The 25,808-nt window shown below is 63.2% G+C and carries 25 protein-coding genes and 1 tRNA gene; 6 read left to right on the forward strand and 20 right to left on the reverse strand.

Annotated features, from left to right (window positions below; genetic code table 11):
- Positions 1–7: 7 nt before the first annotated feature.
- From HGQ17_RS10065 to HGQ17_RS10135, 14 genes are all read right to left on the reverse strand, one after another.
- Positions 8–81, reverse strand: a tRNA-Leu gene (locus tag HGQ17_RS10065).
- Between the two features lie 6 nt (positions 82–87).
- Complete coding sequence (locus tag HGQ17_RS10070) at positions 88–1,464, reverse strand: NAD(P)/FAD-dependent oxidoreductase (protein ID WP_168887819.1); 1,377 nt, start codon at positions 1,462–1,464, stop codon at positions 88–90.
- Positions 1,465–1,523: 59 nt separating this feature from the next.
- Positions 1,524–3,032 carry a S8 family peptidase gene (locus HGQ17_RS15340; protein ID WP_229503466.1) on the reverse strand — a complete coding sequence of 503 codons (1,509 nt, stop codon included), beginning with the start codon at positions 3,030–3,032 and terminating at the stop codon, positions 1,524–1,526.
- Positions 3,029–4,018 (reverse strand): Ppx/GppA phosphatase family protein, encoded by a 990-nt coding sequence (locus tag HGQ17_RS10085; protein ID WP_168887820.1) that lies wholly within the window; start codon positions 4,016–4,018, stop codon positions 3,029–3,031. The genes HGQ17_RS15340 and HGQ17_RS10085 overlap by 4 nt, the downstream gene beginning before the upstream one ends.
- On the reverse strand, positions 4,015–4,623 hold the full coding sequence (locus HGQ17_RS10090) for a DUF501 domain-containing protein (RefSeq protein WP_168887821.1): 609 nt from the start codon (positions 4,621–4,623) through the stop codon (positions 4,015–4,017). The genes HGQ17_RS10085 and HGQ17_RS10090 overlap by 4 nt, the downstream gene beginning before the upstream one ends.
- An 11-nt stretch (positions 4,624–4,634) precedes the next feature.
- Complete coding sequence (locus HGQ17_RS15730) at positions 4,635–5,243, reverse strand: FtsB family cell division protein (RefSeq protein ID WP_168887822.1); 609 nt, start codon at positions 5,241–5,243, stop codon at positions 4,635–4,637.
- Positions 5,244–5,409: 166 nt separating this feature from the next.
- Positions 5,410–6,690 carry a phosphopyruvate hydratase gene (gene eno, locus HGQ17_RS10100; protein ID WP_168887823.1) on the reverse strand — a complete coding sequence of 427 codons (1,281 nt, stop codon included), beginning with the start codon at positions 6,688–6,690 and terminating at the stop codon, positions 5,410–5,412.
- Between the two features lie 59 nt (positions 6,691–6,749).
- On the reverse strand, positions 6,750–7,163 hold the full coding sequence (locus HGQ17_RS10105; RefSeq protein ID WP_168887824.1) for a MazG nucleotide pyrophosphohydrolase domain-containing protein: 414 nt from the start codon (positions 7,161–7,163) through the stop codon (positions 6,750–6,752).
- Positions 7,163–8,290 carry an adenosine deaminase gene (locus HGQ17_RS10110; RefSeq protein ID WP_168887825.1) on the reverse strand — a complete coding sequence of 376 codons (1,128 nt, stop codon included), beginning with the start codon at positions 8,288–8,290 and terminating at the stop codon, positions 7,163–7,165. The genes HGQ17_RS10105 and HGQ17_RS10110 overlap by 1 nt, the downstream gene beginning before the upstream one ends.
- A 19-nt stretch (positions 8,291–8,309) precedes the next feature.
- On the reverse strand, positions 8,310–9,023 hold the full coding sequence (locus HGQ17_RS10115; protein WP_168887826.1) for a DedA family protein: 714 nt from the start codon (positions 9,021–9,023) through the stop codon (positions 8,310–8,312).
- A gap of 9 nt (positions 9,024–9,032) precedes the next feature.
- Entirely contained in the window at positions 9,033–10,361 is a 1,329-nt protein-coding gene (locus tag HGQ17_RS10120) for a thymidine phosphorylase (RefSeq protein WP_168887827.1), read from the reverse strand.
- On the reverse strand, positions 10,358–10,759 hold the full coding sequence (locus HGQ17_RS10125) for a cytidine deaminase (protein WP_168887828.1): 402 nt from the start codon (positions 10,757–10,759) through the stop codon (positions 10,358–10,360). The genes HGQ17_RS10120 and HGQ17_RS10125 overlap by 4 nt, the downstream gene beginning before the upstream one ends.
- Before the next feature lie 25 nt (positions 10,760–10,784).
- Positions 10,785–12,032 carry an amidohydrolase gene (locus HGQ17_RS10130; protein ID WP_168887829.1) on the reverse strand — a complete coding sequence of 416 codons (1,248 nt, stop codon included), beginning with the start codon at positions 12,030–12,032 and terminating at the stop codon, positions 10,785–10,787.
- Complete coding sequence (locus tag HGQ17_RS10135; protein WP_324615248.1) at positions 12,022–13,152, reverse strand: mannose-1-phosphate guanylyltransferase; 1,131 nt, start codon at positions 13,150–13,152, stop codon at positions 12,022–12,024. Before HGQ17_RS10135 ends, HGQ17_RS10130 begins: the two co-directional genes overlap by 11 nt.
- Positions 13,153–13,304: 152 nt before the next feature.
- On the opposite strand from HGQ17_RS10135, the gene sdhC reads away from it, so the two are divergent.
- From sdhC to HGQ17_RS10155, 4 genes are read left to right on the forward strand one after another with little or no spacing between them, the layout of a single operon-like run.
- Complete coding sequence (gene sdhC, locus HGQ17_RS10140; protein WP_324615249.1) at positions 13,305–13,700, forward strand: succinate dehydrogenase, cytochrome b556 subunit; 396 nt, start codon at positions 13,305–13,307, stop codon at positions 13,698–13,700.
- Between the two features lie 8 nt (positions 13,701–13,708).
- Complete coding sequence (locus tag HGQ17_RS10145; protein ID WP_168887830.1) at positions 13,709–14,221, forward strand: succinate dehydrogenase hydrophobic membrane anchor subunit; 513 nt, start codon at positions 13,709–13,711, stop codon at positions 14,219–14,221.
- Positions 14,222–14,280: 59 nt separating this feature from the next.
- On the forward strand, positions 14,281–16,068 hold the full coding sequence (gene sdhA, locus HGQ17_RS10150) for a succinate dehydrogenase flavoprotein subunit (protein WP_168887831.1): 1,788 nt from the start codon (positions 14,281–14,283) through the stop codon (positions 16,066–16,068).
- Positions 16,068–16,856, forward strand: a complete 789-nt coding sequence (locus HGQ17_RS10155; RefSeq protein ID WP_168887832.1) for a succinate dehydrogenase iron-sulfur subunit — start codon at positions 16,068–16,070, stop codon at positions 16,854–16,856. Before sdhA ends, HGQ17_RS10155 begins: the two co-directional genes overlap by 1 nt.
- Before the next feature lie 81 nt (positions 16,857–16,937).
- On the opposite strand, the gene HGQ17_RS10160 is transcribed toward HGQ17_RS10155, so the two are convergent.
- From HGQ17_RS10160 to HGQ17_RS10180, 5 genes are all read right to left on the reverse strand, one after another.
- Positions 16,938–17,792, reverse strand: coding sequence for a hypothetical protein (locus HGQ17_RS10160; protein ID WP_211090590.1), 855 nt, complete (start codon positions 17,790–17,792; stop codon positions 16,938–16,940).
- A gap of 358 nt (positions 17,793–18,150) precedes the next feature.
- Positions 18,151–19,275, reverse strand: coding sequence for a YihY/virulence factor BrkB family protein (locus tag HGQ17_RS10165; RefSeq protein ID WP_168887834.1), 1,125 nt, complete (start codon positions 19,273–19,275; stop codon positions 18,151–18,153).
- 6 nt (positions 19,276–19,281) lie between these two features.
- Complete coding sequence (gene trpS, locus HGQ17_RS10170; RefSeq protein WP_324615250.1) at positions 19,282–20,310, reverse strand: tryptophan--tRNA ligase; 1,029 nt, start codon at positions 20,308–20,310, stop codon at positions 19,282–19,284.
- A gap of 85 nt (positions 20,311–20,395) precedes the next feature.
- Positions 20,396–21,508, reverse strand: a complete 1,113-nt coding sequence (menC, locus tag HGQ17_RS10175; protein ID WP_168887835.1) for an o-succinylbenzoate synthase — start codon at positions 21,506–21,508, stop codon at positions 20,396–20,398.
- A gap of 73 nt (positions 21,509–21,581) precedes the next feature.
- Positions 21,582–21,857 carry an Lrp/AsnC ligand binding domain-containing protein gene (locus tag HGQ17_RS10180; protein WP_168887836.1) on the reverse strand — a complete coding sequence of 92 codons (276 nt, stop codon included), beginning with the start codon at positions 21,855–21,857 and terminating at the stop codon, positions 21,582–21,584.
- A gap of 106 nt (positions 21,858–21,963) precedes the next feature.
- On the opposite strand from HGQ17_RS10180, the gene HGQ17_RS10185 reads away from it, so the two are divergent.
- Both HGQ17_RS10185 and HGQ17_RS10190 read left to right on the forward strand, forming a co-directional pair.
- Positions 21,964–23,358 (forward strand): MFS transporter, encoded by a 1,395-nt coding sequence (locus HGQ17_RS10185; protein ID WP_168887837.1) that lies wholly within the window; start codon positions 21,964–21,966, stop codon positions 23,356–23,358.
- Positions 23,355–24,101, forward strand: a complete 747-nt coding sequence (locus HGQ17_RS10190; protein ID WP_168887838.1) for an alpha/beta hydrolase family protein — start codon at positions 23,355–23,357, stop codon at positions 24,099–24,101. Before HGQ17_RS10185 ends, HGQ17_RS10190 begins: the two co-directional genes overlap by 4 nt.
- Here HGQ17_RS10190 and HGQ17_RS10195 read toward each other — a convergent pair.
- Positions 24,086–25,645, reverse strand: coding sequence for an ABC transporter substrate-binding protein (locus tag HGQ17_RS10195; protein WP_168887839.1), 1,560 nt, complete (start codon positions 25,643–25,645; stop codon positions 24,086–24,088). The two genes, HGQ17_RS10190 and HGQ17_RS10195, sit on opposite strands and share 16 nt — an antisense overlap.
- Between the last annotated feature and the right edge of the window lie 163 nt (positions 25,646–25,808).

Consider the following 25,808-nt stretch of genomic DNA (forward strand, 5'->3'; position numbering starts at 1 on the left):
TCAATCGTGCCCCTGCCGGGATTCGAACCCGGACTGAACGGATTTTAAGTCCGCTGCCTCTGCCGGTTGGGCTACAGGGGCGACCGCTTACTTGCTGGCAGTCTTCTTCTTGCCGCCAGCTGCTTCGACGAAGGCCTTTGTGGGGTCCTCGAGGTCGCGCAGCGGGGTGACGTCGCGGCCGAAGATCATCTCGTTGACCCAGCCGCCGGCCACGCGGAGCTTCCGCTCCACAGTGGGGATGGCCATACCGTGGTAACCGCGGTGGGCGGCCCAGGCCAGGACACCCTTGAGCTTGACGCCCATGGGGTTGCCCACGCCCTTGTAGAGACCCAGACCGGCGACAGCGCCGAGGGACTCGTGCTTGTACTCGCTGATCTCACCGGAGGCGAAGCGCACCGAGAAGAGGTTCTTGGCCAGCACCTTGGCCTGGCGGGAAGCGTGCTGAGCGTTCGGCACGCAGAAGCCGCCGGGGCCGGCGCCGGTGAGGTCTGGGATGGCGGCGATATCGCCTGCGGTCCAGGCGCCCTCGATGACCTCGCCGTTCTCGTTGAGGATCTGCAGGGTCGCCGAGCCGGTGATCCGTCCGCGCTCATCCACCGGGAAGGAGGAGGAACGCGCCACAGCATTTGCTGCCACACCGGCAGTCCACACCAGAGTGTCAGCGGCGAATTTGTCCACCTCGGACTTGTCCTTCATGGAGATCAGGGTCAGCTCGCCATCAACGGCCGAGCCCAGGGAGGTGTTCAGCAGCACCTCAACGCCGCGTCCGCGCAGGTGCTCTACTACGCCCTCGGCCTGCTCCTCGGAGACCTCGGGCATGATCCGGCCCATGGCCTCGACCAGCACGATGCGCACATCGGACTGGGCCAGCCGGGGGTTCTGGTCCACAGCAGCCCGGATGATGTCTTCCATCTCGGCGATGCACTCGATACCGGCGAAACCACCGCCGACCACAGTGAAGTTCAGGGCGCGCTTCTTAGCGGCCTCATCGGTCATCACCGAAGCAGTCTCGAGGCGCTCCAGGATGTGGTTGCGCAGCCCGACTGCCTCTTCGATGGTCTTCAGGCCGATGCCGTTCTCTGCCAGTCCCTCGATGGGGAAGACGCGGGTGGTCGCACCTGCGGCCATCACGATGTCCTGGTAAGGCACCTCCACGCTTTCGCCGTCGTCGAGCCCAATGGCTGCGACTTTAGCCTCGTGGTCGACTGAAGTGACCTTGCCGGTGATGATCTCAGTGTCCTTGAGGTGCTTACGGTGCGGGACCACGGCATGCCGTGCCTCGATGTGGCCACCGACCACCTCGGGGAGGAAGGGCTGGTAGGTCATATAGGGCAGGGGGTCCACCAGGGTGACCACACCGCCTGCTGCCTTGACCTTCTTCTGCAGCTGCTGGGCCACAGTCAGACCCACATAGCCGCCGCCGACAATCAGTACACGAGGTTTTTCGGAAAGCTTCAGTGCCATGGGCTCCATCCTATAGGTGTTCAGTGCGGGTCATTGCGGTATTGCGGGCTGAAGGGGCTTCAGCTTCGGTTTCTGCGCGAGAGCAGGTGCAGGGTGGCCAGTAAAAGCAGGAGCACAATGAGCACTCCCCCGGCCACGACAGTCACCGGTCCGGCCCAATCCTGGGCTGTTCGGATATCACTGGCCTGCGGCATCTCGCGGGGTTCACCATCGGGGCCAGCCACCACTCCGGAGTCCTCCGGGATGTCCTCATGGCCGGGCTGCTCATCGTCCTCAGCACGGCGGTGGACCCGGATCCAGTCCTCGAGGGTCTCGTAGTCCCCGGCGTTGAACTCGGGGACGCTGCCGTTGACGGCCTCATCCACATTGAGCACTCCGTGGCCGTATTCGGGGTCCACTCCTGATGCCCCTGTGGAATCCGCGGAGGCGAGCAGACGGTGTTTGACCTCGGCTGCCGAGAGTCCAGGGTGGGCAGCCATCACCAGGGCGGCAGCTCCGGTGACGATGGGAGTGGCCCCGGAGGTCCCGTTCCAGTTCGCGTACCCGCCCTCGGGAAGCGCTCCGACCAGCGGCTCGGAGGCGGCGGCGATATCGATGGCGATGCCCTGGGAGGAGGCGTCCTCGCTGATATTGCGGTCTTCATCGACCCCGGCGACTGTCAGCACGCCCGGGATCGTTGCCGGTGCGCCCACGGAGAAGTGCCCGGAGGCCCGGTTACCGGCCGCGGCGACGACCAGAACATCGTTCTCCTCGGCGTGCATGAAGGCCTCGTCCCAGCTCTCTGGCCAGTCCTGGACCCCGGAGCCGATGGACATATTGATGATGTCCGCCCCGTTGTCCACCGCCCAGGTCACGGCCTCGGCGATCTGCTCCTCAGTGCCGGGCCCATGCGGGTTGGGATCTTCGAGCACCAGGGAGATTGAGAGGATCTCGGCCTTGGGGGCGACGCCGACCACACCGGCAGGACGCTCGGAATATGGGACATCGGGGTCCTCATCGGCCTCCTCTTCGAGTTCCTCCATCCCGGGCAGTTCCCGGGTTTCGTAGAACTCGTCGAGGACTTCCTCATCGACGATCTCGTCGTAATCGTCCCCGTAGGTGTCCTCGAGGCTCTCCTGGAACTCATCGAACCACTCGTCCCACTCGTCGTCGTCGAGTTCGTCGAGCTCCTCGAATTCGGCCAGCTCCTCGGCCTCTTCCTCGTTCTCCTCGATATCCTCACCGCGGCCGGCGGCCAGGGAGGCCACCAGAGTGCCGTGTTCGGTGTACTCCTGCTCCACCGGGGATCCCTCGGAGTCGCCGCCGCCGGAGACATCGGTTCCGCCGATGACGGCGTCTTCGAGCCCGGGGTGGTCGGCGTCGACTCCGGTGTCGATCACCGCGATGGTGATGCCCTCGCCCTGGGTGGTCTCCCAGGCCTCGGCGACCCCGTAGTCTTCCAGCCAGTACTCCTGGTCCCGCCAGGTGATGCCCTGGGCTGGCTCTGCTACTACTGCCGGGGGCACCAGCAACGCTGCGGTGAGTCCGACTGCGCCGAGACCTGCTGTGCGGATTCGGCGACTGGTCATGCTTGGCCTCCTGCTGCGGCGGAAAGGGCGATTCCGTCCAGAATGTCGTGTTCGCTGGCCACTGCCGAGGTGATTCGGCCTTCGGTGACCTTATTGAGGTAGTCGAGGATAGTTCCCCAGATCAACGCGCCTGCACCGATGACATCGACTCGCCCCGGGTGCATGAACGGCATCGCCGCCCGCTGGCTGCGGGTGGTGTTGACCAGGTTGTCCACTGACTGGTGGATAGTGTCCAGGGAGAGTTCGGCACCGTGGATCATCTCGGCGTCGTAATCCTCCAGGCCGAGCCCATGGGCGGTGACAGTGGTGACAGTGCCAGCGACCCCGACAACTGCCTCGGTCTTGTGCAGGGGAATCACCTGGGCGACATCCTCGAGGAAGGACAGAGTCTCGAAGCTGGCCATGGAGCATTCGGTCTCCACAGGCGGATCGGAGCGCATATGCCGTTCAGTGAACCGCACGCAGCCCATATCGGTGGAGATGGCGTGCTGGGCTCCGGCGGAGGTGCCGAGGACGAATTCAGTGGAGCCGCCGCCGAGGTCGACCACCAGGATTTTGCGGTCGGGGTCCCAGTCGAGCACGCTGGCCGCACCTGCGAAGGACAGCCCGGCCTCCTCGGAGCCGCGGATAACCTCGGGGCCGGTGAAACTGGGCACCACCTGCTGCAACCGCTGGGTGATCCCTTTTTCGAAGACCTCTCGGTTGGCCACATCCCGGGAGGCGGAGGTGGCAACGAAGCGCACGGTTTCGGCCCGGTGCCGGTGGATGAGTTCTGCGTAGCCGTCCACCGCCGCGAAGGTCCGTTCCAGGGCTTCGGCGGAGAACTCCCCGGTCTCATCCACCCCTTCACCAAGGCGGACCACGGTCATCACACGCACGACGTCGGTGATCGAACCGGTGTGGGGATCTGTGGTGTCGAGGTCGACATCGGCGATCAGCAGCCGGATGGAGTTGGTTCCGCAGTCGATGGCGGCTACGCGCGTCATGATTCCAGCCTCCTGACATGCCGGGAGAGGTCCTTGGTGGGGACCTCGGCCTCGTGGTCCCAGGCCTGCTGGCAGGTGCAGCTCTGGAGGGTCCACTCATCGGCGATGAGCTCCAGGGTCTCATCCCCCAGCGGATTGAGCCCGGCTCCGGCGGCCAGGGAGTGGCCGAGCAGGGCGTGGAGGCATTTCACCCGATCAGGCATTCCGCCTGCGGTGACGTGGCCGATCTCTTCGACGAGATCGGTGCCTGATTTGACCCGGATGCGTTCGCGTTCGGCGAGGTAGTGCTCATGGGCTCCGCGGTAGCTGGCGGCGAGCTCCTCATCCTCGGCCAGGCGTTGGCTCATCTCTGCCATGACTCCGGCGGCCTCCTGGCGGGAGGCTGCGGCTGTCAGTGTGGGGTGGGTGAGGTAGAAGGTGGTGGGGAATGGGATCCCGTTGCTGAGCCGGGGGGCGGTGCTGGCCACCAGGGGGTTGCCGCAGCGACACCGGGCGGGGATCTCGACGACGTCGCGCACGGGTCTGCCCAGCTGCAGACTCAGGGTGTCCAGATCTGCGGCGGTGGGCTCGGAACGGATGCCGGTTGCGGCTGCTGCCTCATTCACAGCGCACTAGCCTACTCATCTGCCGATTCGACTACCGAATCCCAGAGCTGATCAGTCCATTCGTCCTGCTCTGGAGCGGTCTCCTCGGCGGAGTCGGTGGTGACCTCTGCTTCGGAGAGGTCCCCGATGACGTGATAGCGCCGCTCCCCCGGCATGACGAGGTTGATCCGTTCCCGGGCCTGCTGTTTGACGTATTCGGGGTCGTCCCAGCGGGCGAGGTCGGAGTAGAGCTCGTCCTGACGCTGTTCCTCGGCGGCGATCTGGTCTGAGAGTTCGTTGAGCTCGGCGCGCTGCTGGAGATAGCTGCGCACGGTGGGGACCAGGAAGGAGATGACCACCAGGGTGACGATGGTCAGCACAATCATCCGTCCGGAGAAGGTCCGTTCGGGCACCAGAGTGCGGGCGCTGACCGGGGTTTTTCTGGAGTTCTGGCCCGAGCTCGGGCTGGGCTTATCAGCCCGTTTTGCCCGTCGGGCGGTGATCGCATCGGGGGTGCGGATCTCTCCGGAGATCTGCTCGCGTTCGGCCAATCGGCGCTGGCGGGCTTTCTCCGCCCGTTCCTGTTTGCGCCGTTGGGCAGCGGTGTGTCCGACCTCCGAGGGTCGTGCGTGTCGGGCCACGGGTGGATCACCGCCTTCGCGGGCTTAACTAGGTATGTCTCGATGGTTCGGCTCACCGACCGAACCATCGAGCACACCAATGATGGGAAGCTATTGGTACCACGCTCAGATTAGTGGGCGCGGACTATAACAGCCCCCCTGGACACGCCCAGATACCCCCGATTGACTAGGAGCTGAATCGAGGGAAGGCATCCTTACCTGCGTAGCGGGCGGCGTCGCCGAGTTCCTCTTCGATGCGCAGCAGCTGGTTGTACTTAGCTACGCGCTCGGAGCGGGCGGGGGCGCCGGTTTTGATCTGCCCGGCGTTTACGGCCACGGAGATATCGGCGATGGTGGTGTCTTCCGTTTCACCGGAGCGGTGGCTGATCATGGTGGTGTAGGTGGCCCGCTGTGCCAGGGAGATGGCATCGAGTGTTTCGGTCAGGGAGCCGATCTGGTTGACCTTGACCAGCAGGGAGTTGGCGGTATCGGCGTCGATTCCCTTGGCCAGTCGATCGGGGTTGGTGACGAAGAGGTCATCGCCAACCAGCTGGACCTTGTCCCCGATTGTTTCGGTCAGGGTCTTCCAGCCAGCCCAGTCGTCCTCGTCGAGGGGGTCCTCGATGGAAACCAGTGGGTAGGCCTCGACCAGTTCCTTGTAGTACTGGCTCATCTGCTCGGGGGTCTTGGCCTCGCCTTCGAAGGTGTAGGCGCCGTCGGAGTAGAACTCGGTGGCGGCCACATCCAGGGCCAGGGCGACATCGGTGCCGGGAGTGTAACCGGCGCGGGTGATGGCTTCGGTGATGAGGTCCAGGGCGTCCCGGTTCGAGGGCAGGTCGGGGGCGAAGCCGCCTTCGTCACCGAGTCCGGTGGACAGTCCCTTCTCCTTCAGCAGGGCCTTCAGTGCGTGGTAGACCTCTACTCCGGCGCGCAGGGCCTCGGAGAAGGTGGCTGCGCCGATGGGGGCGATCATGAACTCCTGGATGTCCACATTGGAGTCAGCGTGGGAGCCACCGTTGAGGATGTTCATCATCGGCACCGGCAGCAGGTGGGCGTTGGGGCCGCCGAGGTATTTGTACAGCGGCAGATCCGAGGCATCGGCGGCGGCCTTGGCCACGGCCAGGGAGACGCCCAGGATCGCATTGGCGCCCAGGGAGTTCTTGTTATCGGTGCCGTCGAGGTCCAGCAGCACCTGATCGACAGTGCGCTGCTCGGTGGCATCAAGGCTCTCCAGGGCGGGGGCGATGACCTCGTTGACGGCCTTGACGGCCGCGGTCACACCTTTGCCGAGGTAGCGGTCCTTATCGCCGTCGCGGCGCTCCACGGCCTCGAAGGCGCCGGTGGAGGCTCCGGAGGGAACGGCTGCTTGGCCGAAGCTGCCGTCGTCGAGCAGAACGTCTACCTCTACGGTGGGGTTGCCGCGGGAGTCGAGGATTTCGCGGCCGAACACACTGGCGATCAAGGACATATGCGCTCCTTATGAGAGTGGTGAGTTATGCGGGAGGGAAGGTGGTGACCTCTCCCAGCCTAGTCGAGACCGGCAGCCCGGCTGGCCTCCTCGGCTTTCTCCTGCTGCTTGATGCGGTTCCAGGCGGCGTCGATCTCTTCGATCGATGCCTGCTGGGGGTTCAGGGTGCCGTCGGGTTCGAAGACATGGGGGTTGCGCCGGATGAGTTTGGCGCAGATGGCCTCGGCGACGGCGTCGAAGTCGAATTCTTCGCGTTCCTCAGCGATGGCTGCATGGAGTGCGACCTGCAGGAGGATATCGCCGAGCTCCTTGCGCAGGGGGTCGCCGTGGGCTCCTTCACGGATTTCCTCGGCGACCTCCTGGGCCTCTTCGATCAGATAGGGGGTCAGGCTCTGGTGGGTCAGCTGCCCGGTCCAGGGGCAGTGCTCACGCAGATGCCCGATGATCTCCTTGAGGCGGGTGAAGTTCTCCATCACTGCCAGGCTTCGAGGATGTGGGCCGAGAGGGCCTCGCGCTCCTCGTAGCCGAGGAAGCTGGCCTCGATGGCGTTGATCTGGAAATCGGCCAGTTCGGCCAGGCTGTAGTCGAAGGTCTCTGCCAGCAGGGCCAGCTCGCCGGTGAGACTCACCCCGGAGACCAGCCGGTTGTCGGTGTTGACTCCGACGTTGAAACCTAGCTGGTAGAGCATATCGAAGGGGTGGTCGGCGATGGTCTCGCCGAAGTTGGCGATAGTGCCGGTCTGCAGATTGGAGGTGGGGCTGACCTCGAGGTGGATCTGACGGTCGCGGACCCAGCGGGCCACTGGGCCCAGTTCTACCTCGACGAGTTCCTCCTCGGCCTCGCCTGCCTTGGAGCGGGAGTCGCTGCCTTCGGTCAGGGTGATGTCCTCGGCGACGCGGGTGCCGTGTCCCAGGCGGCGGGCACGCCCGTGGACCAGGGCATCGCGGACAGAGCCGATGCCATCGCCCTCTCCTGCGTGCACGGTTGCCGGGAGCATCTCCTCGGCCAGTTTGGTGAAGGCTGCGGAGAACTTCGACGGCGGGAATCCGGCCTCGGGGCCGGCGATGTCGAAGCCGATGACTCCGGTGTCCCGGTGCCGCAGGGCCAGTTCGGCGATCTCATCGGCGTTATCGGCCTGACGCATCGCTGAGATCAGCTGGCCGACGGCGATGATGCCCCCGTCTGCCCCGACTGCAGCCACGCCCTCTTCGAGTCCGGCCTGGACTGCCTCAACGGCCTCATCGAGGCTCAGCCCCTGCTGAGTGTGCTGTTCGGGGGCCCAGCGGACTTCGGCGTAGACGACACCGTCGGCGGCGAGGTCTTCGACATATTCGCGGGCGACCCGCTGCAGGTTCTGAGCGGTCTGCATCACCGCGGTGGTGTGGGCGAATGCCTCGAGGTACTTCTCCAGGGACCCGGAGTCGGCATTGGCCCGGAAGCGTTCGGCCAGTGCCTCGGGCTCAGTTTCGGGCAGTTCGTGGCCGATTTCGGCGGCCAGTTCGATCAGTGTTGCCGGCCGCAGTGAGCCGTCCAGGTGATCGTGCAGGGAGACTTTCGGCAGCTGACGCAGCTGGGCGGCGAGCCCGGATGTTTTCGACATGCCTCAAGCCTAACTGGCCTCAGGCGTCGTCGTCCTTTCTGCGGCGCAGATTGATGGGCGGTTCCACCGGAACTTCGCCGATGTCCTGATAGCCCTCGGGGTCGAGCTGGTAGCCGCGGCTGTCCAACCAGGTGGTCAGCAGGCGGAAGAGCCGCTCGCAGAGCCAGCCCAGCACAATGGCCACGCAGATGCCCACTGCCATGGCGATGAGCATATTGCCGAACAGGGCGGTTCCGACCGCACCCAGTCCGGTCAGCCAGGAGGCCCACAGCAGTGAGGCGAAGGTGTCGATGAGCAGGAATCGGCGCAGCGAAAACTGGGTGGAGCCGGCGACGAAGTTGATGGCGACCCTGGCCCCGGGGATGAACCGGCCGACGAAAATCACCAGCACTCCGCGTTTATCGAGTTCGTGGCGGGCCCAGACCAGGGATCGCTGCGGCGCGGGCCGACGCATCCAGCGGAAGCGGTCGGTGCCGATCCAGCGCCCGAGGTTCCAGGCGATGAAGTCCCCGATCACCGCCCCGGCCGCGGCGACCAGAATCACCCAGACCCAGAAGGGTGTGCCGGGTTCGCCCTGGACGGAGCCCAACCCCAACACGATGGTGTCTGAAGGCAGGACGGGGAAGAACCCATCGGCGATGCAGAAGGCCAGCAGGCCCACCAGAGTCCACCAGCCGGAGGCAGCCTCGATGATCAGCTCATTGAACTGATCGAAGAAATCGCTGATGCCCATGTCTGTATGTCAGAGGTCCTGGGCGGTGATCCGGGCGCTGATGAGCTCGGGGGCGCTGAATGCGGCCTGCTGGGTGATCTCGACGGCTTCTGCCAGGGCCTGTTCGGCACGGTCGATGCGCTCGGCCTCGTCGGTCTGCAGGGTCAGCAGTGGGGTCCCGGCGGTGACCTCATCTCCGGGTTTGGCGTGGATGCGCACACCCGCGGCGGCCTGGACGGGGTCCTCTTTGCGGGCCCGGCCGGCACCGAGCCGCCAGGCGGCGATACCTACGGCGAAGGCATCCAGCTTACTGAGGGTTCCGGATTCGGCGGCGGTGATGACATGTTCGTGCTTGGGCTTGGGCAGGGCGGCATCGGGATCTCCCTGCTGGGCGCTGATCATGGCTCGCCAGGTGTCCATTGCTTTGCCGTTGCGCAGGTTCTCGGCGGGGTCCACATCGGTGATCCCCACTCCGGCGAGCATCTCTGCGGCCAGGGCGACAGTGAGTTCGACGACGTCCTCGGGCCCTCCGCCGGCGAGCACCTCGAGGGATTCCTCGACTTCGACCGCATTGCCTGCGGTTTTGCCCAGCGGGGTGTTCATCTCGGTCAGCAGGGCGGTGGTGCGCACTCCGACGTCCGTGCCGAGTGCGACCATCGTCCGGGCCAGTTCGGCGGCTTCTGCTGCGGTTTTCATGAAGGCACCGGAGCCGACTTTCACATCCAGCACCAGCGCGTCGGTGCCCTCGGCGATCTTCTTGGACATGATCGAGGCGGCGATCATGGGGATCGATTCCACAGTTCCGGTGACGTCCCGCAGGGCATAGAGCTTCTTATCGGCCGGGGCCAGTCCGGAGCCTGCCGCGCAGATGACCGCCCCGATGGAGTCCAGCTGGTCGAGCACCTGCTGGTTGCTGAGTGCGGCCTGCCAGCCGGGGATGGATTCGAGTTTGTCCAGGGTGCCGCCGGTGTGCCCGAGGCCGCGGCCGGAGAGCTGCGGGACCGGGACCCCGTAGGAGGCCACCAGGGGTGCCAGTGGGAGGGTGATCTTATCCCCCACTCCCCCGGTGGAGTGTTTGTCTGCGGTGAGCCGGCGGCTGCCGTCGGCCTGGCGCAGGGAGCTGAAGTCCATCCGCTCGCCGGTGTTGATCATGGCGGTGGTCCAGTGACTGATCTCCTCGCGGTCCATACCGCACAGCAGGACGGCCATGGTCATCGCGCTCATCTGCTCTTCGGCCACGCCGCCGGCGGTATAGGCGTTGATCAGCCAGCGGATCTGGTCGCCGGTGAGCCTGCCGCCGTCGCGTTTGGTGCGGATGAGGTCCACTGCATCGTGGGCCTGGGTTTCTGGGGAGCTCATCGGGCCACCTCACTGAGATCTTGGGGGCCGAATGCCTGGGGCAGGATGCCTGCCATATCGCGGATTCCTTCGGGGGTGAGGATCTGGAAGTCCTCGGCGGCGAACTCATTGAGCAGCTGGCGGCAGCGCCCGCAGGGCATGATAGTCGCCCCGTCGGCATTTACGCAGGTGAAGGCTGTGATTCTTCCGCCGCCGGTTAGCTGCAGCTGACCGACCAGGGTGTTCTCAGCGCATTGGCCGAGCCCATAGGAGGCGTTCTCGACATTGCAGCCGGTGATCAACTGGCAAGTCTCGGTGATCGCAGCGGCTCCCACCGGGTACTGCGAGTAGGGGGCATAGGCCCTGGTCATAGCCTGTTGGGCGGCCTGGGTGAGCCTCTCCCAGTCGTCGTCGTTCATGTTCTCAACTCTAGCTGGGATGGGCTCACAGCTGGTTGATACATGACTGGGCCACCGCGGTCATGACTTTGACCCCGACGGCGATGGCCCGCTCATCGGGAATATAGTCACCGCGGTGGAGGTCGTAGTCCTCTCCGCCGGGGGTCTTTGTGCCCAGCCGGAACATGGAGCCGGGGACTTCCTGGGTCATCCACCCGAAGTCCTCACCACCCATGGACTGCTCAGCCAGGGTGAGGCTGCCATCGCCGAGCACCTTCTTTGCTGCGGAATCGATGATGGTGGTCTCGTCCTCTTCGTTGACCACTGGGGGTACCCCGCGGACGTGATCCAGTTCCACGGTGACCCCATAGGCGGCTGCGGCCTGGTTGACCACCGGGGCCAGCACTCCCCCGGCGTCCTTCCACGCATCGGCGTCGAGGATGCGCATGGTCCCGTGCAGGGATCCCTTGGCGGGGATGGCATTGGCGGCATTGCCGGCGTTGATATGTCCCCAGACCAGGGAGACTCCGCTGCGGGCGTCGATGCGGCGGGCCAGTACGGCCGGCACGCTGGTGGCGATATGGGCCAGGGCGCCGACGACGTCCTCGGTCAGATGCGGCCGGGAGGTGTGTCCGCCGCGGCCGGTGACATCGACCCGCACGAGGTCGGAGGCAGAAGTGATGGGACCGATCCGGGTGCCGATGGAGCCTACGGTGAGTTTCGGATCGCAGTGCAGGGCGAAGATCCGCGGCAGAGGCTTCAGCACTCCCTGTTTGACGACTTCTTTGGCCCCGCCGGGGAACTGTTCCTCGGCCGGCTGGAAGATGACTCGCACCCGGGCACCGAGTCCGCCGGGGGTCTGCTGGTGCAACTTCTGCAGGGACAGTGCCACGCCGAGCATCACAGTGGTGTGAATATCGTGACCGCAGGCGTGGGTGACTCCCTCGTTCTGGGAGGCGAAGTCCAGGCCGGTGGTCTCTGTCAGCGGCAGGGCGTCGATATCTCCCCGGAAGCCTGCGGCGAAGGGAGTCGCGGGGTCACCGACGTCCACATAGCAGCCGGTGGTCTCCGGAAGGTTGACCGGATCCAGTCCGGCCTCACGCAGGGCTGCGCTGATCTGCTCTGTGGTGCGGACCTCCTGCCAGGAGAGCTCCGGGTGGGAGTGGATATCGCGGCGGAAGGCGATCAGTGCCTCTTCCAGGGAGGCGATGATCTCGCCGGCCTCGGCGCTGGTGGAGGTGGCCCGGGCGACCTCTTCATCGATCCGCGCGGTGGTGTCCCCGTCATAGGACATCGGAATCTCCCTTCTCCTTCAACGCCTCTACGGCTTTCTTCACGCTCTGGGCATGGTCGGTGGTGGTCACCAACAGAGCATCCTCTGTATCTACCACAACAATGTTCTCCACACCGATGAGCGCGACCACCCTTTTAGTCTCTGAGACGACGACCCCGGAGGCGTCCTCGGAGTAGACCCGCGGTTCAGGGCCCAGCACGGTCATGCTTTCCTGCTGAGCGGCTGGATTGAGACGGGCGATAGCGGCGAAGTCCCCGACATCGTCCCAGGTGAAGTTGCCGGGGATCACGGCGACGTCGCCGGCTGCCGCGGCCGGTTCTGCCACGGCGTAGTCGATCGCGGTCTTGGGCAGCTGGGGCCAGACCCGCTGAAGGGTCTCCTCCTGGACCTCGGTGCCCCAGGCGGCGGCAATCTCGGTGAGCCCGGCGTGCAGCTCGGGTTCGGCCTCGGCGAGGTGCTTGAGCATCAGTGCCACCGGAGCGACAAACATTCCGGCGTTCCAGACATAGTTGCCGCTGGCCACATACTTCTCGGCCATATCCTCATCGGGCTTCTCCACGAACTCGATGACCTCATGGGCATTCGGGGCGCCGGGGACATGGTATTTCTCACCCTGGCGGATATAGCCGAATCCGGTGGAGGGATGGGTGGGGGTGATGCCGATGGTCACAATCTTGCCCCCAGCAGCGGCCGCCACTGCCTCGCTGACCGCCTCGCGGAAATCGTCCACCGGGGCGATCACGTGGTCGGCGGCGAAGGACCCCATGATGATCTCGGGGTCACGCCGGTGCAGAATTGCCGCGGCCAGGCCGATGGCGGCTGCGGAGTCCTTGGGGCTGGGTTCGAGGACGAGATCCTCGGCTCCGAGCTCAGGAATCTGTCCGACGACGGCCTCACGATGAGCTTCTCCTGTGACGACCATCACATCCGTTCCGGACAGTGGAGCCAGTCGTTCATAGGTGGAACGGATCAGTGTCGTACCGGATCCAGTCAGGTCGTGAAGGAATTTTGGCGCGCCAGCACGGGAAAGTGGCCACAGACGCGTGCCCACTCCCCCGGCGGGGATCACCGCGTGGAATCGATCCAGCAGGGCCTCGATTGAGTCATAGCTTTGATTCACCTAACCAAGGGTAGACCCTCAAATCGGCTACGATGTTTCAAGATCACCCAACGCATCTGGCGTCACACACTTCGGGCCGGCCCGGTGACACGCACCGCACCGGCGAACTGCTGGCCTGAACGCCATGCGACGTTGCAGGAAAGGTAGTAGACGTGACGCAGACAAAAAGCACCCCCGGAGGTAGGGGGACGCTGTACAAGGGCCGCGAAGGCATGTGGTCCTGGGTCGGCCACCGGATCACCGGTGTCGGCATTTTCTTCTTCCTTCTTGTCCATGTGCTGGACACTTCGCTGGTCAGGGTCTCCCCGGAGGCCTATAACGCTGTGATCGGCGCGTATAAGCACCCCATTATGATCTTCGGCGAGATCGGGCTGGTGGGCGCCATCGTCTTCCACGCCTTCAACGGCCTGCGGATCATCCTGGTGGACTTCTGGAAGCAGGGCACCCGCTATCACAAGCACATGCTGTACGCGGTTCTGATCCTGTGGTTCGTGACCATGGCGGCGTTCTCCGCGCGGCACCTGATGATTTTCTTCGGCGGAGAGTGAGGATTCCCATGACGACGACGAATTCTGACGCAGTGCTCCCGAGCCAGGGCATCGAAGCCCCCCGTTCGGGCCGCATCGACCCCAAGTACCTGCGCTCGAACCCCTCCACCGGCTCTTTCGAGATGGTGGCCTGGGTCTTCATGCGGGTATCCGGCGCCGCCCTGGTGGTGCTGATCTTTGTTCACCTCTGGACCAACCTCATGGTCGGTGACGGTATCCACCAGATCGACTTCGCCTTCGTGGCTGGCAAATGGGCCAATCCGGTGTGGCAGTTCTGGGATCTGACCATGCTGTGGCTGGCGATGCTGCACGGCACCAACGGCATGCGCACCATCATCAATGACTACGCAGAGAAGGATTCGACTCGCCTGTGGCTGAAGTCGATGCTCTACGTGGCCTCCGCGGTGATCATCATCCTGGGCACCATGGTGATCTTCACCTTCGAGCCCTGCCTGACCGACGACGCCGGCAACCTTCTGGAAGGTGTCGCACCGCAGTTCTGCCACGGTGTGACCAACTGATCCCGTAGGTCATCCGAGTTGCACGCACCCATAGATCAAGAAAAGAGAGCCGAAAGCTGATGCAGGTTCACAAGTACGACGTCGTGATCGTCGGCGCCGGCGGTGCGGGTATGCGCGCCGCCATCGAATCCGGCCAGCGCGCGCGCACCGCCGTGCTGACCAAGCTCTACCCCACCCGGTCACACACCGGTGCGGCCCAGGGCGGCATGTGCGCCGCTCTGGCCAATGTGGAAGAGGACAACTGGGAATGGCACACCTTTGACACTGTCAAGGGTGGTGACTACCTGGTGGACCAGGATGCCGCCGAGGTCATGGCCAAGGAGGCCATCGACGCGGTGCTGGACCTCGAGAAGATGGGGCTGCCCTTCAACCGCACCCCCGAGGGCAAGATCGACCAGCGCCGCTTCGGCGGTCACACCCGCGATCACGGTAAGGCTGCGGTCCGCCGCGCCTGCTACGCCGCTGACCGCACCGGTCACATGATTCTGCAGACCCTCTACCAGAACTGTGTGAAGCACAACGTTGAGTTCTTCAACGAGTACTACGTGCTGGACCTGATCACCGTCGATGAAGAGGCCACCCGCGAGGACGGCACCACCTACACCCAGAAGCGGGTCGCCGGTGTTGTCTCCTATGACCTGGCCTCCGGCGAGATCCACGTCTTCCAGGCGAAGTCCGTGGTCTTCGCCTCCGGCGGTCTGGGCAAGATCTTCAAGACCACCTCCAATGCGCACACCCTGACCGGTGACGGAATGGCCATCGCCTACCGCGCCGGCATCCCGCTGGAGGATATGGAGTTCGTCCAGTTCCACCCCACTGGTCTTGCCGGATTGGGTATTCTGCTCTCCGAGGCGGCCCGTGGTGAGGGCGGCATTCTGCGTAACTCCGAGGGTGAACGGTTCATGGAGCGCTATGCGCCCACCATTAAGGACCTCGCCCCGCGTGACATTGTGGCCCGCTCGATGGCCAATGAGGTGCGCGAGGGACGCGGCTGCGGTCCGAATAAGGACTATGTGCTGCTGGACCTCACCCACCTGGAGCCCGAGCATATCGACGCGAAGCTGCCGGATATCACCGAGTTCGCCCGCACCTACCTCGGTGTGGAGCCCTACACCGAGCCGGTCCCGGTCTTCCCGACCTGCCACTACGCCATGGGTGGCATCCCCACCAACATCAAGGCCGAGGTGCTGCAGGACAATGACACTGTGGTCCCGGGCCTCTACGCAGCCGGCGAGGTCGCCTGTGTCTCCGTCCACGGTTCGAACCGTCTGGGCACCAACTCCCTGCTGGACATCAACGTCTTCGGTAAGCGCGCCGGCATCTACGCCGCCGAGTACGCCAATGACGCGGAGTTCGTGGAGCTGCCCGAGACTCCGGAGACCTTCGTGACCGATCAGCTGAACATGCTGCGCGAGGCCACCGGCTCTGAGCGGGTCGGTCAGATCCGCGCCGAGCTGCAGGACACCATGGACGCCAATATGCAGGTGTTCCGCTCCGAGGAGACCATCAAGGAGGCCCTGACCAAGATCGGGGAGCTCAAGGAGCGGTACCAGCAGATCACCGTCCAGGACAAGGGCAAGCGCTTCAACCTGGACCTCCTGGAGGCCGTGGAGCTGGGCTTCCTGCTGGATATGGCAGAGGTTATGACCGTCTCGGCCCTGCACCGCCAGGAGTCCCGTGGTGGTCACTACCGCGAGGACTTCCCGGACCGTGACGACGAGAAGTTCATGCTGCACTCGATGCTCTACAAGGATCCTGAGGCTGTGACCGAGGGCATCAAGGGCATTCGTTTCGACACTAAGCCGGTCACCTTCACCCGCTACGAGCCGATGGAGCGTAAGTACTGATGAGCACTGCAACTGTTGAGCAAGAACCTGCCTCCAAGGTCGATCTGGCCGAGTCTGGCGATGGCGCCGGTGCGGTGGAGAGCTTCGATGTCACTCTGAAAGTCCGCCGCTACGACCCCGAGCGTGCTGTGGACGCATGGTGGGACGAGTGGACGCTGACCATGTACGGCACCGACCGTGTGCTCGATGCCCTGCACAAGGTCAAATGGGATATCGATGGGTCGCTGACCTTCCGGCGCTCCTGCGCCCACGGCATCTGCGGCTCCGACGCCATGCGGATCAACGGCCGCAACCGTCTGGCCTGCAAGACTCTGCTGAAGGACCTCGACACCTCTAAGCCAATCACGGTGGAGGCCATCAAGGGCCTGCCGGTGGAGAAGGATCTCATCGTGGACATGGAGCCCTTCTTCCAGTCCTACCGGGAGATCATGCCCTTCCTGGTCAACAACTCCCCCGCTCCCACCGCGGAGCGGCTGCAGTCCCCTGAGGACCGGGAGCGCTTCGATGACACCACCAAGTGCATCCTGTGCGCAGCCTGCACCTCCTCCTGCCCGGTGTTCTGGACCGATGGCCAGTACTTCGGTCCGGCGGCGATTGTGAACGCTCACCGCTTCATCTTCGACTCCCGCGACGACGCCGGCGATATGCGCCTGGAGGTCCTCAACGATAAGGAAGGTGTGTGGCGCTGCCGCACCACCTTCAACTGCTCGGATGCCTGCCCGCGTGGCATTGAGGTCACCAAGGCCATCCAAGAGGTCAAGACCGCAATCCTGACCCGCTCGCTTTAAGCACTGCGGGAATACAGAGGAGCCCCTCGGCTTACCGGTTGAACCGGTTCGCCGAGGGGCTCCTTCGTATCTTCTGCTGAATTACATATTCTCCATCAGGTATGACTCGAACTCAGCTTCACTCATCGTCTGATCTGGGGAGGGCTCATCGGGAATCTCAGCACTGTTCCAGTCTGAGAACCCCATATAGGCTTCTTCGCCGTCCATGATTCCCTCTACATAGACCAGATAGGGCTCTGAGGAGTCTGCGACCACAGCCAGCTCCATCATCTCGCCCTCATCCTCGTAACTGTAGACCCAGACGTCCTGACCATCATGGGAGGACAGCTCTCCGGAGGTCGTCCCGCCCATCGCATCCGGGATTTCGTCGAGGTCGAAGTCCTGGGTCAGTTCAGCAATGTCGATTCCCAGGGGTTCGCCGGCGTCCATCCAATATCCGTCGAGGTCAGCTGCCATGGTTGAGAAATCAAGGTCCTGAAACTCAGGCGGGGCGGTCAGCTCTGCGATCCCGAGGAAGGTTTCTGCCGGCATATATGCGGTGGTACCTACATCGAGGATCTCGACGTCTGTGCCGAGCATCTCGAAGCTCATCCAGAGGTTACCGCCGGGCTCCCCGGTGATGACCGCCTGCTGGGTCTCCCCTGGCACAGCGCCGAAATCCTCTGCCTCGTCGCCCCAGAAGTCTCCCTCGAGATCCAGACGGAGGGACTCTGCCGACTGCATCAGGCTGAAGGTATCGGTGGCGATGTCCTCGAAGTCAGGGACCTCGTCCTCCATGGCGGGTTCCTCTCCCCCACCGTTGTCCTCTGGATCAGTCTCCCCGTTAACGTCGTCGCCGTTTTCCTCTTCATCGGTGGGAGCTTCCTGCTCGTTCTCGGTCTCCTCCGAGGCGGTGCCGCCGTTGTCATCGTCGTCGTCGCCCATGGCTTGGACCACCAGGAAGCCGACGACACCGCCGATGGCGGCTGCACCGACACCAAGTGATCCCCAGAGCAGGCCGCGGTTGTTCTTGGGCAGTTCCTCCTCCTGGCCGGGCTGGGGTGGGTAGCCTCCGCCGTAGGGTGGCTGCTGGTAGCCCTGTTGCGGGGCTGTCCGGGCTGCGGAGGATAAGCGCCCTGGGTATAGGGGTCATGCCCATAGGGAGGCTGCTGAGGCTGTCCCTGACCAGGCTGCTGTGGCGGATAGTTGTTTCCGTCTTGGTCCGTCATTGTGTTTTCCGTTCCCTTGCTGGACCGATCTGTCGTCGGTATCAGTGTTCCATGATCCTAGGCAGTCTGCCTTAATGAATGGTGAATCAACGGGCTTTCTCCGCCTGATCCGCCGCGGCAATCGCGCCCCAGGCTGAGGCCATGAGGTAGACGAGGCTGAAGAGATAGAAGTAGAAGAACAGACCCAGCACGGTCGCGAAGGGGGCCAGCACCGGGTTCTCAGTATCAGCGAAGTTATTCAGCAGTGTGGTCGAACCCAGGCGCAGCAGCGATGCCCCCAGGCCGGCTATCAGGGCTGACTGCCACAGTGCCGAGATCGGCATGACCAGGCGGGATGCCACTCTCATCAGCAGAACGGCTACGATCATGTCCAGGAACAGGGAGATGACCAGGGTCGCGATGCGGGTCAGCCGGTTGCCGATACCCTGGTGGTCCCAGTCGAAGAAGTCCCAGATCTCGTCGATGAACACATTGCTGGCGACCCCGAGGGCGGCGGTGGTGAGGATGATGATGCCCAGGGTCAGCATGAGGCCGAGATCCCGGGTTTTGACCAGGATGACGTTTTCGGCCATCAGGGGGCGTTCCCAGATGCTGCGGATCCCTGAGCGTAGTCCGTGCATCCAGGACAGTGAGGTGATCACTGCCACTGGGACTGCCACTGCAAGGCTGAGCCCCAGTCCTGAGGTGCTGAACAGTTCTGAGGGCGAGGCGAGGTAACCGTCTCCGTAGCCGATGACCCCGGGCAGCACTGTGTTGACCGCCTCGACGATGAGGGCCTGCATCTCTTCGTCGCCGCCGATGATGAGGCCAGCCACCGCGAAACTGGAGAACAGGATCGCGGCCACGGAGAAGAACATCATATAGGCGGCACCGGCGGCCATCACCGTGCCGTAGTGGAAGAAGAAAAGGTTGAAGGCCCGGAGGAACCGGGTGCGCTGCAGGCGGGCCAAGCCCCAACCCAACAGGGGCATGATCAGCCCGAAACCGCGGGTTCCCTGTCGTTTGGCACGCCCGTAGGCCATCCGGGCTTGCAGTTCGTCCTGTTTGAGCCGCTCGATGTTGAGCGGATTGACTTTGGCCCGGACTTCGCGCCGCTCATCCAGCCTCTCCACCCGGGCTTTGGCGGCCTCAAGGATTCCGCCGCTGTCCTCCCCGTGTTGTCCGGGGCGGCCATTCTGGGCTCGCGGACGCAGGCGGGAGGGGTATGACATATCTGCCTACGCGGGGGCCGCCGGGAGGAATCCGACCTTGTCGTAGACATCAGCCAGGACCTCGGAAGCCACCTCTCGGGCCTTGGCAGCTCCCTTGGCCAGCAGGGCCTCGAGCTGGGCGGGGTCTTCAAGCAGTTCCTCCGCGCGGTCGCGGATCGGGCCGAGGCGTTCCACAGCGATCTCGGCGAGGTCGACCTTGAGGTGGCCGTACATCTTGCCCTGGTACTGCTCGACGATCTCCTCGATGGGCTTATCGGTCAGAGCGGAGTAGATGCTCAGCAGGTTGGAGACACCGGGTTTGGTCTCCCGGTCGAAGCGGATCTCGGAGCCGTCGTCGGTGACTGCGGATTTGATCTTCTTGGCGATCTTCTTATCGGTGTCCAGGAGGTTGAGCAGGCCATTGGGGGATTCTGCCGATTTGGACATCTTTGCGGTGGGGTTCTGCAGGTCGTAGATCCGCGCGGCATCCTTGGGGATGATCGGCTCCGGGATCCGGAAGGTCTCGCCGAACCGGTGGTTGAACCGCTGGGCGAGGTTGCGGGTGAGCTCCACATGCTGTTTCTGATCCTCACCCACCGGCACCGCATGGGGCTGGTAGAGCAGAATATCGGCGGCCTGGAGCATGGGGTAGGTGAAGAGCCCGACGCCGGCAGAGTCAGCGCCCTGCTTGGCGGATTTGTCCTTGAACTGGTTCATCCGCCCGGCCTCGCCCATACCGGTCTGGCAGATCATGACCCAGGCCAGCTGGGCGTGTTCGGGGACGTGAGACTGCACGAAGAGGGTCGAGCGATCGGGGTCGATTCCGCCGGCGATGTACTGGGCTGCGGTGCGGCGGACCCGCTCCTGCAGTTCCTCCCGAGGCTGGGGCACGGTGATGGCGTGCATATCGGGGATGAAGAAGAACGCGTCGTACTCCTCCTGCATCCGGACCCAGTTGACCAACGCCCCGAGGTAGTTGCCCAGGTGCAGGGAGTCGGCTGAGGGCTGCATACCGGAGAGTATGCGTGCCCCGGCTTTTGCGGCGTCGTCGGTCACGTCACGTCCTTCAAGAAAATGATCAGGGAATGCTGATAAGTCCAGCTCATTGTAAGACCTGGGCCACCGGCTGTGCAGAGTTGTTTCAGCGCATCGGCACGGTGAACTGCGAGGTGGTCAGCTGCTCCAGCAGCTCAGTTTTGACCGCGTAGCCGCGTCCTGCGGTGGTGGGGACTTCGATCTGCCCCTCGGTCATCACCACTTCGGGTTCGATGATGTCCTCGGCCCAGTACCGGGAGGAGGGGGCGGTGTCCCCGGGGAGGTTGAAACCGGCGAGGCTGGCGATGGCCACGTTATGGGCCCTGCCGATACCGGTCTCCAGCATCCCGCCGCACCAGAGTTCGATGCCGGATTCCCGGCAGAGCTGTTCGATCTTCAGGGATTCAGCCAGACCTCCGACCCGGCCGATCTTGAGGTTGATGATCCGGCAGGATTCCAGCTCCAGGGCCTGACGGGCATCGTCATAGGAGTGGATGGATTCATCGAGGCAGACCGGGGTGCTGATGGCTGCCTGCAGATGGCGGTGGTCGACGATGTCGTCGTGGGCCAGGGGCTGTTCGACCATCAGGAGGTTGAGCTCGTCCATGGCCTGGAAGAGTTCGATGTCGTTGAGGGTGTAGGCGGAGTTCGCATCGGCCATGATGACCGTATCGGGGAATTCCCGGCGGACCTCGCGCAGCATCTCGAGGTCACGGCCGGGTGCGATTTTGATCTTGATGCGCTTATATCCGGCATCCACGGCGGCACCGACGGTTTCGACCAGCTCGGCATCGGTGGGTTTGATCCCGATGCTCAGGCCGACGTCGACCCGGTCTTTGCTGCCGCCGAGGGCCTTGGCCAGTGAGATGCCCTCACGGCTGGCCCAGAGGTCCCAGACTGCGCCTTCGATGGCGGCTTTGGCCATGTTGTTTCGCTTGATGGGTGCCAGCAGTTCGCTGATTTCACGGGGGTGGCTGATCTCGGCACCGGCTAGGCGGGGCAGGATGTACTCCTGCAGCGCCAGAGCGCAGGTTCCGGTGGCTTCCTCGGAGTAGAGGGGTTCAGCCATGGCCACGCATTCGCCGTATCCGGTGCTGCCTTCGCCGTCGGAGGCCTCCACGATCAGCAGGTCCCGGTGGGTCTGGGTGCCGAAACTGGTGGTGAACGGAGTCAGCATCTCCATGGACACGCGGCGGACAGTGACGGAATCTAACTGCATGGCGGCACTCATTCACTTCTGTGGAGGTCAGTTACCTTTATGACAGTATCACTGGCCTGCCCGAGGAAATCGCCTAGTCACCGAGGTTGAAACCGGTTTCTAGATCGCGTTGGGAGAAAGTGCGGAAGGCGACCATCGTCTCGGTGCTGTGGATGGCCCCGGCTTTGGAGATCTTTCCGGGCACGAGGTCGCTGAGGTCTTCGAAGTCAGGCACTTTGACGATGACGACAAGGTCCCAGGCTCCGGTGACGGAGTAGACGGCTTCGACTTCTTCAATGGATGAGATCTTCTCGGCAGTCTCCGGGATCTTATCCGGGTCCGTCTTGATCATGGTGATGGCGGTGATCATAGTTGCTCCCTTATCTGAGGTGAGTATCTGAGGACAAGCATGCAGCTGCCCAGTCCCCTGATAATGTATCGACTATTTTCGGGCACTACCGTGGAGGAGACACAGCATGGCAACCCCGGCTCAGACGGCTTGGAACGTCCCGAACCGCGTCACCACTACTGTCCTCATAGCGTGTTGGCTCTCCATCTTGGCCGAAGGGTACGACATCGGTGTGCTTGGGGCAGTCCTTCCCTCACTGGCCGATTATGAGCCATGGGACCTTTCACCTGTGCAACTGGCAGGGTTGGGCTCCTATGCGCTGATCGGCATGCTGATCGGTGCGCTCTTCATCGGCCAACTCAGCGACCTCTTCGGCAGGCGCCGGGTCCTACTGGCCTCCTTCGTCCTCTATAACGCCGCAGCCTTAGGTGCCGCCCTAGCGCCCACGGCCGAGGTATTCGGCCTCTTCCGTTTCATCGGAGGCCTGGGGATGGGCGGGCTGATGCCCATCGCAGCAGCCATGACCATTGAATTCTCTCCACCATGGCGACGCTCAATGAACTACACCCTGATGTTCTCTGCCTACTCATTCGGCATCGTCGTTGCTGCCATGGTCGCCCTGGTGACCTTCACCTCCACGGATAACCCTGAAGCCTGGCGATGGGTTGTAGGAATCGGGGCTGTACCGCTGCTGCTTTACCCGCTGATTTCGAAGATGATGCCGGAGTCGCTCGAGTATCTGGTCAATAAGGATAGGACCGAGCAGGCGCTTTCGCAGGCAAACCGGATGGGAATTTCCGACTTCGACCCCGACACAGTGCGCATCGCTGAATCGGAGAAAGTCTCCAGTGTTCCGTGGCGCCAGGTTCTAGCCGTGATGTTCACCCGGAAGTTCATCCGCTCAACCATCTTCTTCTGGGTAGGCCTCTTCATGGGCCTGTTGCTGGTCTACGGTCTCAATACCTGGCTCCCCTCCATCATGCGCGATGCCGGGTACAACCTGGGCAGTTCGCTGACCTTCCTGCTGGTCTTCAGCCTCACTGCCGGCTTCGGCGGGATCCTCGTAGGCTGGCTGGCAGACCGGCTGGGCCAACAGACCGTCCTTGTCGTCTTCTACACCCTCGGCGGCCTAGGCGTTCTGCTGCTGATGATGGACTTCCCCTTCATGGTCAACATGATTCTGGTCGGTTTCGCGGGCCTCGGTGCTATCGCCACCTCAGCGATCCTGACCGGATTCATCACCGATTACTATCCGCCCAATGCCCGAGCCACCGCCGCTGGTTGGGCCTTGAGCTTTGCCCGTGTGGGCGCCATCCTCGGCCCCTTCGTGGGTGGTTGGATCACCGCTTCAGCTCTTGGCTTTGAGTGGAACTTCTATATCTTCGCGATGGTGGCTGGGCTCGCGGCGTTCTGCCTGGCCTGTATCCCCCGTCAGCGGCCAAGCGTCACAGCCATCGAGAAGATGGTTGAAGAACGTGCCGCTGCCGAAGCCCCCAAGGCTGCGGAGAAGGAGCTGTCGTGACAGCTGATGATGCCAGTGTTCTCCAGCGCCCCGCCGAGCCCCCTGATTTCTTACACGCTTACGGCACTGAGGAAGAGCATATCGCCGATGTCTGGAAACCCCAGCAGCAGACGGATCGACCGCTGATCCTCTTCCTTCATGGCGGATACTGGCGCCCGAAGATAGACCGTCAGCACGCTCGTCATACCTGCGCAGAGTTGAGCAGACGAGGTTGGCCGGTGGCTTCCCTGGAGTACCCACGGGTGCCTGGTGACCCCGATCAATCGCACCGTGCAGTCCAGCAGGGCGTCCAGGCGCTTCCGGAATCACTGGGCTTCCAGGATGCGCTTCTGGTGGGCCATTCTGCAGGTGGGCAACTGTCTCTCTGGCTTGCCGCCACATCGCCGCCGGCTTCCCTCCGCGGGGTTCTGGCCCTTGCCCCAGTGGCTGATTTGAAGCAGGCACACACCATGGAACTGGGGGAAGGTGCGGTGGCGGATTTCCTGGGCGAAGACCCCACTGCCCGACCTGACCTTGACCCTGCACAGCACCCGGCCCCTGAAGTTCCTACAACAGTGCTGCACGGAGTCCACGACTCCCGAGTACCGGTGAGCATCAGCGAGGACTACGTGCAATCACACCCGAGCGTGAGGCTTCTCAGGCTCGATCCTGGAGATCACTTCACGGTGATCGACCCAGAACAGTCTCAATGGCGTCATATCCCAGCCGAGCTGGAGCGGCTCCAGGGTCAGTCGCTCTCATAGACGTTGTAGAAGATGTCCCCGGAGAGCGGAGCGTATTCGTAGCCCTCGATATCGGCACGCATGCCGGTGACTGTCCACTTATCCCCGAACTTCACCATCGGCAGATAGTCGTAGAAGCCCTGCTGAAGGTCCTCTGCGGCATCTAGAGCGGATTCCTCATCGGCAGCGGTGCTGATCTGGTCCAGGGCTACAGCGATATCCTCACTGTCTGTCCAGCCCGGCCAGTTGTCATAGAGGAAGACATAGGTCGCCGGCACGGTAACCGGAGCGAATCCGGTGATGAAGATGTCATAGGCCTCCGGGTCGGTCCGGTTCTGCAGGACAGTGGCCCAGTCGGTGACATCCAGCTCAACGTTCATCCCCGCCTCTTCGAGCTGCTGCTGCAGGGGGACTGCGGCGTTGTAGTGGTCGTCGTACTCGCGGGTGGTCAGGATAGTGACCGTCTCACCATCATAGCCGGCGTCCTCCAGGAGGTCCTCGACCACGGCGGGATCGTCATTTTCGAACAGCTCCTGACCCACATCGGAGTACCAGGCGGAGTCCTCCGGCATCAGAGCACCATTGGTGTTGTAGAACTCCTCATCGACAAAGGCGGACTGCTGAAGCTCCTGGGCATCAATAGCAGCCAATACCGCCTGTCGCATGGTGACATCGGACATCAGGCCCTCGGACTTATTAAAGACCGCTCCGTTAAAGCCCTGTTCCCCGGAGACCAGCTCTAAGTTGCCGTCACCTTCAAGCATTTCGACATTGTCCAGCGGTAGGGCGTTGGCGGCGTCGTACTCACCGGACTGAAGACCCGAAACCCGAGTGGAGGAGTCGGTGACGATATGGAAGGTGATGGTGTCGTAGTAGGGGGCCTTCTCCCCTGCCGTTCCACTTGCCTCACCCTCTGGTGGCTCGTAGTCCTCGAAGCGCTCCAGACGGATGAACTGATCTGTGGACCACTCGGCCATCTCATAGGGGCCGGTGCCGATGAACTCCTCAACCCCTTCTTCGGGGGCGTTCTCGATGATCTCTGCAGGCATGATCACCGGCAGCTGGGACTGATCGGCCAGAAGTTCAACGGCGATATACATCGGCTCCGGAAGGGTCACGGTCACCACGCCTTCCTCCGGCGAGCTCACCTCGGCCTCGCTGAAGAAGGTCTGCCCGGCACCAGAACGCTCAATCCACCCTTCGAGTGAGGCGACCACATCCTCAGCCTCCATCTCTGAACCGTCGTGGAAGAGCACTCCCTCGCGCAGGGTGAAGGTGATCTCCAGTCCGTCCTCGGAGACTTCGTAGTCCTCGGCCAGTACAGTCTGGACCTCACCTTCGGCGTCGATGGTGATCAGCGGCTCATAGAAGTTCCGGGAAATATCGCGGGTGGAAGTGGCTGTGGTGACTAAGGGATCCAGTGTTGGGGGCTGGGCGTTCCAACCGATGTTGAACTCCCCTCCTCCACCTTCGCCGGCAGTTCCATTGCTGCCGTCCCCACCTCCGCAGGCGCTGAGGGTCAGAGTCAGGATGGCCCCTGTGGTGATCACTTTGCGGGTTGTCATGTTCGTCCTCGCAGTTGGTCCGGTGGCTGAGTGATTCTTCGCGATCCGTCTCTTCTTATGAATTGTTCAAACTATACATTCGATTTTCGTTCACCTGTGGACCAAGTCACTGTGATCAACACACCCATGGGCTAAGGTGTGGACTAATTGTCCAATTAATCAT

Source organism: Nesterenkonia sedimenti, from assembly GCF_012641515.1.
Classification (GTDB): domain Bacteria; phylum Actinomycetota; class Actinomycetes; order Actinomycetales; family Micrococcaceae; genus Nesterenkonia; species Nesterenkonia sedimenti.